The following is a 12,628-nucleotide window of genomic DNA, read 5'->3' as shown; positions in this document are numbered from 1 at the left end:
CTGGCAACTGTTATATAGGCTTCTGTCACAGGTTTGGTTTTAAATGCGTATGATGAATGGAAACGAGGAGGGATCCATGTGCACTCGCAAGCAAAAACAGCTAAGCCAGGAACAATTAACATTGTTCTTAATGATACGAAGTCTAAAGCTGTGCCCATCCAGCATGTTCGCCCTAAAGAGCAGCCTTTAACACCTTTTCGTAGAATTGATGATTTCTTTTCATCGATCGTGGGTCTTGGGGATTTGAAAGTTCGTATTAAGGAAATTTATGCTCAGGTATTAATTGCTCATAAAAGGAAAGAACTAGGTTTGAAATCTGATCAACAGGTACTTCATATGGTTTATAAAGGAAACCCGGGTACAGGAAAAACAACGATCGCCAGAATGGTAGCCCAGCTTTTTTATGAAATCGAAGTGCTAGAGAAGGGGCATTTTATAGAAGTGGACCGCAGTGATCTTGTTGGAGAATATATAGGCCATACAGCAAAAAAAACAAAAGACTTAATTCATAAGGCGCTCGGTGGCGTCCTCTTTATTGATGAAGCTTATTCTCTGGCAAGAGGCGGGGAAAAGGACTTTGGGAAGGAAGCTATTGATACGATTGTGAAATGCATGGAGGATCATCATAATCAATTCATTATCATTCTAGCGGGATACCCGGATGAAATGGATGATTTTTTACAAATTAACCCCGGCTTAGCCTCCCGATTTCCCATCCAGTTATCTTTTTCGAATTATTCCGCCTCCGAGTTAGCAGCTATTGCTAACGGCATGCTACGTGATCGCGATTACTGTTTGACAGCTGACGCAGAAAGGAAATTATATCAGCATTTATCCTATGTTTGTTCCTGTAGAGATGGAAATTTTTCCAACGCTCGTTATGTACGCAATGTAATAGAAGAAGCCATTCGCAAACACGCCTGGCGGGTAATTAGCAGCCCAAATCAAAAGAAAGCAGCCTTAATGACTTTAGAAGAGGAAGATTTTTCGGAAACGAATTCGTTTCCGTCTCCATAATGGTACCGTTATCTATCTACGGTACTTTTTGGTATGATGGGAATGGAATCATTCAGGTATATAGAAAAGAAGGTGGAATTATGCAAGGTAAAGAGCGAGTGATCCTAGTAGCCAGAAAAGATCCTAACGAGGAAGAAAAGCGGTTTAACTCTTCACTTGAGGAACTCCAATCGTTAACGGAAACTGCGGATGGAGATGTATGCAGAGTTATAACACAAAAAAGGGACCGGGTACACCCGGCTACATATTTAGGTGAAGGGAAGTTAGAAGAGATAAAAGCTGCGGCTTTGGAAACAGATGCTGAGCTAATTATCTTTAATGACGAACTTACTCCTGGCCAGCTTAGGAATATTTCGGATAAGGTTGAACGACGTGTGCTGGACAGAAGTCAGCTTATTTTAGATATATTCGCCAGCCGCGCACGCACTAAGGAAGGTAAACTTCAAGTAGAATTAGCCCAGCTGCAGTACTTATTGCCTCGTCTGGCAGGACAGGGGACAGAGCTCTCCCGATTGGGCGGAGGAATAGGAACGCGTGGTCCAGGAGAGACAAAACTCGAAACCGATCGCCGTCACATAAGACGCAGAATCGATGATATTAAGAAGCGTTTGAACGCTGTAGTCAAGCAGAGGGAACAGTATCGCCAGCGTCGTAAAGAAAACCAGGCTTTTCAAATTGCGATTGTAGGTTATACGAACGCAGGGAAATCCACATTTTTTAATCGTGTGACGGAAAGTGATTCATATGAAGAAAATCTGTTGTTTGCTACTCTTGATCCTTTGACGAGACAGATGAGTCTTCCATCAGGATTTCAAGCCCTTATTTCCGATACTGTAGGTTTTATTCAAGACCTTCCGACTACCCTGATAGCTGCTTTCAGGTCCACACTTGAAGAAGTGACAGAAGCTGATTTTATTCTGCATATGGTGGATGCTTCTCACCCTGACCACCTACAGCAAGAAAAAACAGTTCTGCGGCTGCTTGATGAATTAGGGGCGGGGCAGTTGCCAATGCTTACGGTTTATAACAAAAAGGATTTACTTCGTGAGGATTTCATCCCCGAAACTCATCCATCCTTAACTGTTAGTGTACACGACCGGATCGATTTGAAGCGGATCTTAGATAAGATAGAAGTAGTGTTAAAGGAAGAGTGGCATGAATACGATGTGTTTATTCCTGCATCAGAAGGTAAACGCCTTCAGCAATTCAAAAAGTTCAGCATGATTACCAGCATGGATTTCTACGAGGATAAAGAGGGATATGCTCTTCATGGATTCATCCATCCGGACCATCCGTTGAAACATCAGATACTATAAAAAGTTAGGAAGACACCATCATGAATATCGAAACCATTAAAATGCAAAGTGAACAAGAAATAACACCCGAACATAAACGAATTGATGAAATTGTTGAATTTAATCAGGAGAAAGTACTCCATGCTTTTCAAAAATTAAGGGTGAGTGATTCTCATTTCAACCCAACAACAGGCTATGGCTACGATGACTTTGGGAGAGATACACTTGAATCTCTTTATGCAGAAATTTTCAAGGCAGAGGACGCCCTTGTCCGCCCGCAATTAATTTCAGGCACCCATGCGATTACAACTGCTTTGTTCGGCGTCCTGCGGCCAGGGGATGAGCTTTTATATATCACTGGCGAGCCCTACGATACTCTCAGGGACGTTATAGGGACAGGCCGGAAAAAGGATATGGGATCGCTGAGAGATTTCGGGGTTTCTTATCAGTCCATACCTTTAACCAGAGAGGGAGATTTTCAGGTTGAGGAAATCCTTTCTTCCATCTCTTCCGCGACGAAGATGGTAGGGATTCAGCGTTCAAAAGGATATGAGGATCGGCCGTCATTCACTATAAAACAAATCTCTTCTATAATCGAACGGATCCGGGAAGTAAAAAGTGACATCATTATTTTTGTCGACAATTGCTATGGAGAGTTTGTGGAAATGAAAGAGCCGCTTGAAGCAGGAGCTGATTTAATTGCCGGGTCATTAATCAAAAACCCTGGAGGCGGGATTGCGAGAATGGGCGGTTACATAGCCGGTAAAGAAGAACTCATTGAACTATGCAGCTACCGCTTAACGGCTCCAGGTCTGGGTAAAGAAACAGGGGCGAGCCTGAATAGTCTTCAAGAAATGTATCAGGGTATCTTTCTAGCGCCTCATGTAGTAGGAGAAGCGCTAAAAGGAGCTGTGTTTACAGCTCACTTTCTTAACTTGCTGGGGTTTGACACGAATCCAGCCTATAATGCTGAGCGAACTGATTTAATTCAGGCTGTGAATTTTGATTCGGCTGAGCAAATGATTCGATTTTGCCAGTCCATTCAACATGCTTCTCCGATTAATTCACATGTCAGCCCAGAGCCCAGTCCAATGCCCGGGTATGATGATCATGTCATCATGGCAGCAGGAACCTTTATCCAGGGGGCTAGTCTTGAGCTGACGGCCGACGGCCCTATAAGGCCTCCTTACACGGCTTTTGTCCAAGGCGGGCTAACCTATTCTCACGTAAAGATAGCTGTAACTGCAGCAATCAAACGTCTGTTAGAAGAAGGGTATGTAAAGGTGAGAGTTTAACTAGAAAATGAGAGATTTTCTTACCTTTTTACTATTTCAATATATATGTGTGAACATTCCTCACATATGTTGACATATCCTCTACTTATCGTATAATTAAAGCAGTATCATTCTTATGGGGAGGTGGCACACGATGAGTGATGAGATTCGTCGTTCCATGCCGTTATTCCCGATGGGGATTGTTCAATCACTGACAGACCTTTCTGCCCGGCAGATCCGCTATTATGAGCAGCACCAGCTAGTACAACCTGCCCGTTCAGAAGGGAACCGCCGGCTGTTTTCATTCAATGATGTAGATCGACTGCTGGAAATTAAAGACCTCATTGAACAAGGCGTTAATATGGCAGGGATAAAGCAGGTTCTTAAGCTGACAGATCAGCCGGAGAACGAGGCATATGACGAGAAGCGAGTAGAGGAAGTTCATAGTGAACTAACTGAAAAAGAACTGCGTCGTATGCTGCAGCAAGAACTTTTCACCGCGGGAAGGCAAGGTAAACTTGGAATTAGGCAGGGGGAATTATCTAGATTCTTCCATTAAATTGTGTTGAGAGGAGACTGGAATTATGGGGTTAACCAAAGAAGAAATTTACAAGAAACTTGATGAGGAAAATGTCCGTTTTATTCGATTGCAGTTTACGGATATGCTGGGAACTATCAAAAATGTCGAAATCCCGCTTAGTCAACTGGATAAGGCTTTAGAGGGTATGATGATGTTTGATGGTTCATCTATCGAAGGGTTCGTACGCATCGAGGAATCCGACATGTACTTAGTACCAGATCTGGATACATTCGTGGTCTTTCCTTGGACATCTGAAAAAGGAAAAGTAGCACGCTTCATTTGTGACATTTACAACCCGGACAAGACTCCTTTTGAAGGGTGCCCGCGTTATAACTTAAAACGTAACATCAAAAAAATGGAAAAGCTTGGTTTTTCCGCCTTTAACATAGGCACAGAGCCTGAGTTCTTTTTGTTTAAACTTGATGAAAAAGGCGAACCTACGATGGAGCTGAATGATAAAGGTGGTTATTTCGACCTTGCTCCAACTGATTTAGGTGAAAATTGCCGACGGGATATTGTGCTAGAACTTGAAGAAATTGGATTTGAAATAGAAGCATCCCACCACGAAGTGGCACCCGGGCAGCACGAAATTGATTTCAAATACTCAGATGCTGTGAAGCACTGTGATGATATTCAGACATTTAAACTAGTTGTAAAAACGATCGCTCGTCAGCATGGTCTTCACGCAACTTTCATGCCAAAGCCTCTATTTGGTGTGAACGGTTCCGGGATGCATGCAAACATGTCTTTGTTTAACGAGGATGGAAATGCTTTTTATGATGAAAACGGTGACAAAGAATTATCCGAAGTTGCTTATCAGTTTACAGCTGGGATCATTAAACATGCCACAAACTTCACGGCTATCACAAACCCTACGGTAAACTCTTACAAACGTCTAGTACCTGGTTACGAAGCACCTTGCTACGTTGCCTGGTCCGGCCAGAACCGCAGTCCGCTCGTGCGTGTTCCTACCTCCCGTGGCTTAAGCACACGTATAGAGGTAAGAAGCGTAGACCCTGCCGCAAACCCTTATATGGCTATGTCTGTGTTACTAGCCGCAGGGCTTGACGGTGTGGAAAATAAATTGAAAGCCCCAACTCCAGTTGACCGAAACATTTATGTGATGAACAAAAAGGAACGTGAAGCACACGGCATTAAAGATCTTCCAGCCACACTCTTCAATGCGCTGGAAGAACTGCAGGAAGATCCAATTATGGTCGAAGCTCTTGGAGAGCACCTGTTTGAACACTTTATTGAAGCAAAAGAAATCGAATGGGATATGTTCCGTACGCAAGTACACCCTTGGGAGCGGGAACAATATCTGCAAACATATTAATCCTCATCAAGCCTTGGCGCTCTAAGCGCTGAGGCTTTTTCTTATATTGTAGGATAAATTATAATTATCAATGTTTCATCTTTCTAATTTATCCTCTATTTCACCCCTGAAAATTCCGATACCCTGTGTTAAATTCTTAGAGAATATAAAGTCCGTAAATGTAGTATTTATTAATGCTCGTAATGCGTATTTGGATATAGAAGATCATGAATTTAATGACTACGACACTAAATATTCGATTGAACACCTATCAAAATTAAGCTACCTCCCAAGTAGCATTACAATATACAATTAAATTATTTTGTTTTTTTAAGCGAATATTTGCAGGAGTAATTAAATTGTACATCAAACAGCGGCTCCTCAGAAGCTCGGTAAACTATTAGTTTCCCCAGATCCACCGACCTAACGATAACTATCTTTGTTTTAAACCATTTCATCTAAGCTTTTGAGTAGGACTTATTCTTAATTCTACGTATATCCGTTGATGGTTTATTTTTATGATGGACCCATAATTTCAACAGGACAACATTGCTTTTCTTTATTGGATAACATTAATCGTGTCTTGGCTGTTAAGCTAGTCTGAGAAAGAGCCAGAAGTTTATGTAATGAAACCATTAACTTCTTTTCATAAAAATATCTTTTTTGACAATTTGAATAAAAAAGACGGCGTCTGATTAAAAACGACAGCGTTCAGCGCTTTGGATATGGAGCGTTTTTAAGTTTAAAAACGTTCAATAATCTCAGATTTAACCTGCTTTAAAGTGTTTCGCAACACGTGTTGTGTTATGATTTATATACAACAATTGATTTGTTAGGGGATGTAGAATGGAACAATATACTGTCGATCAAGCATTGGAAAAATTGAAGCAATATAAAATTACGACACATAAGGAGAGCCTTCGACGATGGTTGCGAAATGGCACTATTAAAGGGGTCGAACCTGCGACACGTAAGGACGGCTGGCGAATAAACAAAGATGATCTATGGTCGTTTATCGAAGAACGTACACTGGTTAATGAAACACAAAAACCTAATGCAACAAATGTTGCTAAAGAGGATGATGTCCGAGAATTTTATAGATCGGAAATGTGGTGGGAAATTGCTCGTAAAAATATGTTCGAAGGATCCGTTGAAGTAAAAAAAACAGACGTACGCTCATGTATTAAACAAAAAAACTATTCCGAAAAATTTGAAATATATATATGGAATAGGATTACAGAACATACTTGGCAAGCTACGCCCCGCATCTTTTATTTGCATGATGCTTTTCTTTTTAGTAGCCAGCGTATAAAGATGGACACTAATTATAAGGAACGTAAAGAGCAAATTTTGTTCGCTTTGATTGAGTATTTAAGAAACAACGGTATTAAGTAAATAGAATGAGTAGAAGTAACAAATGGATGTAAAGTTGTAAAAATACACTTGGAGGTGTATTCCTTATAGGTAACAAAAGCAAGTGGTTCAATTTAAATTAGAAGAGAATCACACGAATCAAGAGTTTATGGGCATGTTTGGGATTAAGAATTAGTGCCAAATTAAATCGAGTAGGAAAAGATTTAAGAACGCGGAAACCCACAGGTTCTCTTAACCTATAGATGAACAATATCTTCACTTGAAATGACCGGAAAATGGGGGAAGAAATGCCTCAGCTTAAGAAAATAAGATAGCTTATTTTGTAAGCAAAGATGAAAAGCTGGAATAGTACCGGTGAATCGCAAGGAAGTGGATCCAAAAGTATTCTCCAAACTGTAGAAGCATTTAAGCGCAAGTACCCTAAAGATATTTTTAATGCTCTGGTAGAGCTAAAGAATGCCCCTATGATCGCTTACGGAGAAAGGTGTGGGGACCATCAGTTCTGGAGAAGGATATCATTGAGTTTTGTGAGGAGAAAACTAAGTGTAGAAGACCATACTCTGGCGTAATGTTTATGTCGAGTATTTTACAACGATTAAGGACTTATATCATAATGAAATCCTCTCTTACTCTATCCTTGATAGACAAGATACATCCTTCGAATTAAATACGTTAAGGAAAGGTATGTGAAGGACATGTTGACATATATGAGGTGATCCTTTCATAGGACCAAGGTTTACAGTACACGTATGTCCTATCAGTCTCAATAAGAGGCAAATAAAGAGGCACTATCAAAGCATGTCCCGATGAGGGAGCTGCTTTAATAATGCCATCATCGAATCATTCTACTCCACGTTAATATCAGAATAATCCAGTCTTCTAGAGTGAGGAAAATAAATCAACATACCGTATGCGCGCATACGCAAATGTATTACTACAATGATTGTCGCCTTTTCAAAAGCTAAACTCACGTTGATTCAAATTAACAGCCAGTGTGTCTGAGGGAGTCTTATTTAACTGTGTCACTCCAGTGAACATAAGGGCTATTATTGCTTGTTTACAGCAAAAATAGCCTCTATTTAAATATTTTACGTATGAGTTTTCCACTGATTTTACCTGCAGCTCTCCTGCCGACTCGCTGGCCAAGTCGGTTATTACGAACAGCATCCACGTCGTTCCAGATTCTAAGGATTTTTGAGAGCTTTGACTTTAATCCCATGTTAATCAACTCCTTACTTATAGTTCAAGCTCAAGAATGACCTTCCTTACGATAATCCGTTTGAACTTAAGTACCCTGTATCAAACATTTGGTAAACCAGCTCTTTTCAAGGAAAGTCCACCTTATGGGAAGGAAGAACGGAATAGAAATTATTTTAAATAGAACTTTTTAGTAGTATTTAATGGGTAAACACATAAAAAAGGGCAGCTCTTAAGAGCTGCCCTTAATATTTAATTAATGAACAGTACGATACAAACCTACTACCCGTCCTAGAATAGATACGTCATTTAAAAGAATAGGTTCCATCGTAGCATTTTCCGGCTGCAGGCGGATATGGTTTCTTTCTTTGAAAAAACGCTTAACGGTAGCTTCCTCATCCTCAGTCATGGCTACTACAATGTCGCCGTTTTGAGCAGTCTGCTGTTGTCTTACAATTACCATGTCACCATCCAGAATACCAGCCTCAATCATACTTTCACCCTGTACCACAAGTACAAACGTGTTATCGTCCGTACCGGCTAAAGAGTCCGGAAGAGGCACGTACTCTTCGATATTCTCGACTGCGGTAATCGGAGAACCAGCCGTAACTTTACCAATGACAGGTGCATAGGAGGCTTCACTTCTTGGGATACTGTGATCTTCCTCTAACTCTATTACTTCAATAGCTCTTGGTTTAGTAGGGTCTCTACGAATGTACCCCTTTTTTTCTAAACGCGATAGGTGTCCGTGAACCGTTGAACTGGATGCCAGGCCAACGGATTGACCGATCTCACGGACTGAAGGCGGATAACCTTTCATAATTACTTGCTCTTTAATAAAATCTAATATTTCTTGTTGTCTCTTTGAAAGTTTACTCATAGATTTACACCTCGTACATAGGATTTATAGTAACCACATTGTACCATGCTTACTTAAATAATACAAACAAGCGTTCGAAAAATCCGGTTGACAAGAACGATTGTTCGTATATAATTAGAATTAGAAAAAGCGAACATTAGTTCTCAAGAACGTTCGTTCCTAAAATTGGAGGGTCTAATCATGTTCAACAAACTGTCAAAGCTTGATATTACGTACCTGGTGCTGTTTATCGCAAGTTTAGCCTTTCTTTACTTTTCAATGGTCTCCATTGGATAATCTATTATATGCTTAATGAGAACACTTAATAGAAAGGGCCGAACATCATGAGAGTTATCCTATATTGTCGCGTAAGTACAGAAAAAGAAGCGCAAGTTTCTTCTTTGAACAGACAAAGAAATGAATTAAAACAGATGGCCGCACACCATAGTATGGAAGTTGTGGATTGTATAGAGGAACAAGCAAGCGGATATGAAATTGAACGGGAGGGAATTTTCCGCTTGCTTGAATATTTTTCTAGTAGGGAAGCGGACGCCTTATTAATACAAGATGAAACTCGGCTTGGAAGAGGAAACACCAAAATTGCATTATTTCATCAATTAAATAAGTTAGACGTTCAAATCTATTCACTTTCCCATGAAGGTGAGTTGGAAATAGCCGAATCCGACTCTATGGTTCTTCAAATAGTGGGCATCGTAGAAGAGTATCAGCGGAAAATACATAACATGAAGATCCGCAGAGGAATGAGGAAGGCGGTTGAGGAAGGTTATAATCCTGCAGTTAATCTATCAAATCAGCACTTGGCTCCTGGACGTGAGAGGATTGAATTTCCCATACACGAGGTTGTTCGTTTACGCCAGAACAAACTGTCATTCAAAGATATAGCCGCTACTCTTCGTGGACTTGGATATGATGTATCAAAAGCAACCGTCCATCGAAGATATCAGGAGCACGTATTACTTGAAAAAAAAGAAGACAAAGGTTACGATTGAATAAATGACAAGGGTCGCGTGGCCTCTTGTCTTTTTCTTGTTCATACATGAATCGATCCTGTTAATCACAATATAAATACAAAGGGGTATGATCTATGTTATCTAAAGAAAAGATTGATCGTATAAATGAACTGGCTAATAAATCTAAGCAAGAAGAATTAACTGTCAAGGAAAAAGAAGAACAACAGGAGTTAAGACAGGAATACCTGAAAAATGTTCGTAAATCTTTTAAGAACCAGTTAAAGGGTGTTACTGTTATTGACCCTGAAGGAAAAGATGTTACACCTAAAAAATTAAGAGAAATGCAGGAAAATGAAAAGAAAAACTGATTTATAAATCCGTACAGCTTATGTACGGATTTATTTTGTTTAAGAAACCCTTTTCTGGGAAAATTAATCGTAAGGGTTGGGTTTTTCTTGAAATATTGCCCCCGTGCTTGTTTCAAACCTCAATTCATTATAGGATAATACTTGTACATATTTTCGAAAGAGAAAGGGGAATGGCGATTATGGCAAACAGCCTTGAACAAACTTCAATAAACACAATCCGAACACTCACTATCGATGCCGTTGAAAAAGCAAGTTCCGGTCATCCGGGAATGCCAATGGGGGCAGCTCCTATGGCGTACACCCTTTGGACAAAATTTATGGATCACAATCCTAAGAACTCTGACTGGTTTAACCGCGACCGCTTTGTACTATCAGCGGGACACGGATCTATGCTTTTATATAGTCTCCTGCATTTATCAGGATACAATGTGACGATCGACGATCTTAAATCTTTCCGTCAGTGGGATTCTAAAACTCCAGGACATCCTGAGTACGGACACACGGATGGTGTGGAAGCAACTACTGGCCCACTTGGTCAAGGTTTATCCATGGCTACCGGTATGGCAATGGCTGAAGCGCATTTAGGCGCTAAATACAATCGAGATAACTATAATGTAGTAGATCACTACACTTTTGCTATTTGCGGTGATGGAGATCTAATGGAAGGTGTTTCTCAAGAAACTGCTTCTTTAGCAGGTCATCTAGGCCTTGGCAAATTAGTCGTGTTGTATGACTCTAATGACATCTCCCTGGATGGAGATTTAGATCGTTCCTTTAGTGAAAGCGTTGAAAAACGCTATGAAGCTTATGGCTGGCAAGTGATTCGTGTTGAGGACGGAACAGATACCGAAGAAATTGCAAAGGCGATTCAAGAAGCCAAGCAAAATACAGATCAACCGACGATGATCGAAGTTAAAACAGTAATTGGCTATGGTTCACCCAATAAATCTGGGAAGTCTGATTCTCACGGGGCTCCACTTGGAGAAGAAGAAGTTACTGCAGCGAAAGCTCACTATGAGTGGGAGCATGAAGAACTATTTCACGTTCCAGAGGAAGTATATCAGGATTTCAACGAAAAAGTTCAACAAAACGGAGAAGAGAAAGAACAATCCTGGAATGAACTTATGAAACAGTATAAAGAAAGCTACCCTGAGCTGGCTGCTGAACTTGAAGCGGCTATTAAAGGAGAACTTCCTGAAGGATGGAAGCACGAACTTCCAACATATCAAGCTGGTGAAGACAGCCCGGCAACCCGTGCTGCTTCAGGTGATGTTATTAATGCCCTTTCTGCTAAAGTTCCATATTTCTTTGGAGGCAGTTCAGACTTGGCAGGTTCAAACAAAACAAGTGTCAAAGAAGAAGAAGACTTCTCTCGTAATAACTATGCCGGCCGTAATATTTGGTTTGGCGTTAGAGAATTCGCAATGGCCGCAGCTTTAAACGGTATGGCCTTACATGGCGGACTTAAAGTTTATGGCGGAACATTCTTTGTATTTAGTGATTACTTGAGACCAGCTCTTCGTCTATCTGCACTAATGAATCTTCCGGTAAACTATGTCTTTACTCACGATTCTGTCGCCGTTGGAGAAGATGGACCGACTCATGAGCCAATCGAGCAGTTACCTTCTCTTCGTGCCATGCCAAATCTATCGGTAATCCGTCCTGCTGATGGAAATGAAACCAGTGCGGCATGGCAGTTGGCTCTGGAATCTAATACTACTCCAAACGCATTAGTATTAACTCGCCAGGGTCTGCCAACTCTTAAAGGCACGGCAGAAAACGCTTATGAAGGTGTTAAACATGGAGCGTATATTTTAAGTGATTCCGATAAGGAAGAGCCGGATGCTATTCTGTTAGCTTCTGGATCTGAAGTGCAGTTAATTGCAAAAGCTCAAAATGAACTGAAGAAAAAAGGTTATGACGTTCGCGTTGTAAGTATTCCTTCTTTCGATCGCTTTAATGCTCAAAGCAGAGAATATCAAGAGAGCATCCTTCCTTCCAATGTTCGTAAACGTTTAGCTGTAGAGATGGCTGCATCATTTGGATGGGAACGCTACGTAGGTCTCGACGGTACGGTGCTCGGCATCGACCGATTTGGAGCTTCAGCCCCAGGAGATACTATTATCGAAAACTTTGGTTTCACTGTAGATAATGTAGTTAAACACGCTGAGAATTTAATGAACTCCTAAGATCATTTAAACAAGCTGTTGGTATTCCACCGACAGCTTGTTTTTATATATCAGCCGCTGAGTAGTAGACAGAATACGTATGGAATAATCTTTTAGAAAATTTCTCTCCATAACCCTCTCATAGATCCAAGAAGTAAAATACGAGAGTTAAAGGATAAAAAGTTGCCTAATAGCTAAGCTTCCGTTCTT

General features: G+C 40.7%; 11 protein-coding genes and 1 pseudogene. 10 read left to right on the top strand and 2 right to left on the bottom strand.

What is annotated here, in order from left to right:
- The first annotated feature begins 78 nt into the window (after window positions 1–78).
- The 7 genes and pseudogenes from ACTWP7_RS05020 to ACTWP7_RS04990 all read left to right on the top strand — a co-directional run bounded on the left by ACTWP7_RS05020 (window position 79) and on the right by ACTWP7_RS04990 (window position 7,831).
- Window positions 79–1,017 (top strand): AAA family ATPase, encoded by a 939-nt coding sequence (locus ACTWP7_RS05020; protein ID WP_443122258.1) that lies wholly within the window; start codon window positions 79–81, stop codon window positions 1,015–1,017.
- An 80-nt stretch (window positions 1,018–1,097) separates the two neighbouring features.
- A complete protein-coding gene (gene hflX / locus ACTWP7_RS05015) occupies window positions 1,098–2,333 on the top strand; it encodes a GTPase HflX (protein WP_443122442.1) in 1,236 nt (411 codons plus the stop codon).
- 20 nt (window positions 2,334–2,353) lie between these two features.
- Entirely contained in the window at window positions 2,354–3,607 is a 1,254-nt protein-coding gene (locus tag ACTWP7_RS05010) for a methionine gamma-lyase family protein (RefSeq protein ID WP_443122257.1), read from the top strand.
- Window positions 3,608–3,740: 133 nt separating this feature from the next.
- Window positions 3,741–4,145, top strand: coding sequence for a MerR family transcriptional regulator (locus ACTWP7_RS05005; protein WP_014643366.1), 405 nt, complete (start codon window positions 3,741–3,743; stop codon window positions 4,143–4,145).
- A gap of 25 nt (window positions 4,146–4,170) precedes the next feature.
- A complete protein-coding gene (glnA, locus tag ACTWP7_RS05000; protein WP_014643367.1) occupies window positions 4,171–5,502 on the top strand; it encodes a type I glutamate--ammonia ligase in 1,332 nt (443 codons plus the stop codon).
- Window positions 5,503–6,327: 825 nt separating this feature from the next.
- Window positions 6,328–6,876 (top strand): hypothetical protein, encoded by a 549-nt coding sequence (locus tag ACTWP7_RS04995; RefSeq protein ID WP_443122256.1) that lies wholly within the window; start codon window positions 6,328–6,330, stop codon window positions 6,874–6,876.
- Window positions 6,877–6,958: 82 nt separating this feature from the next.
- Window positions 6,959–7,831: pseudogene (locus tag ACTWP7_RS04990) on the top strand (IS3 family transposase).
- Window positions 7,832–7,930: 99 nt separating this feature from the next.
- Here ACTWP7_RS04990 and ACTWP7_RS04985 read toward each other — a convergent pair.
- Both ACTWP7_RS04985 and lexA read right to left on the bottom strand, forming a co-directional pair.
- Window positions 7,931–8,074, bottom strand: a complete 144-nt coding sequence (locus tag ACTWP7_RS04985) for a hypothetical protein (RefSeq protein ID WP_443122255.1) — start codon at window positions 8,072–8,074, stop codon at window positions 7,931–7,933.
- 234 nt (window positions 8,075–8,308) lie between these two features.
- Window positions 8,309–8,932, bottom strand: coding sequence for a transcriptional repressor LexA (gene lexA / locus ACTWP7_RS04980; RefSeq protein ID WP_224892471.1), 624 nt, complete (start codon window positions 8,930–8,932; stop codon window positions 8,309–8,311).
- Between the two features lie 323 nt (window positions 8,933–9,255).
- Here lexA and ACTWP7_RS04975 point away from each other — a divergent pair, with 323 nt between their 5' ends.
- From ACTWP7_RS04975 to tkt, 3 genes are all read left to right on the top strand, one after another.
- On the top strand, window positions 9,256–9,921 hold the full coding sequence (locus ACTWP7_RS04975) for a YneB family resolvase-like protein (protein ID WP_443122254.1): 666 nt from the start codon (window positions 9,256–9,258) through the stop codon (window positions 9,919–9,921).
- Window positions 9,922–10,016: 95 nt separating this feature from the next.
- A complete protein-coding gene (locus ACTWP7_RS04970; protein WP_443122253.1) occupies window positions 10,017–10,250 on the top strand; it encodes a DUF896 domain-containing protein in 234 nt (77 codons plus the stop codon).
- A 179-nt stretch (window positions 10,251–10,429) separates the two neighbouring features.
- Complete coding sequence (gene tkt / locus ACTWP7_RS04965; RefSeq protein ID WP_443122441.1) at window positions 10,430–12,439, top strand: transketolase; 2,010 nt, start codon at window positions 10,430–10,432, stop codon at window positions 12,437–12,439.
- Window positions 12,440–12,628 lie beyond the last annotated feature (189 nt).

The organism is Halobacillus sp. B29 (assembly GCF_052246755.1).
Classification (GTDB): domain Bacteria; phylum Bacillota; class Bacilli; order Bacillales; family Halobacillaceae; genus Halobacillus; species Halobacillus halophilus.
Note: the sequence above shows the minus strand (reverse complement) of the source record. Positions and strands in the feature narration are given on the sequence as shown.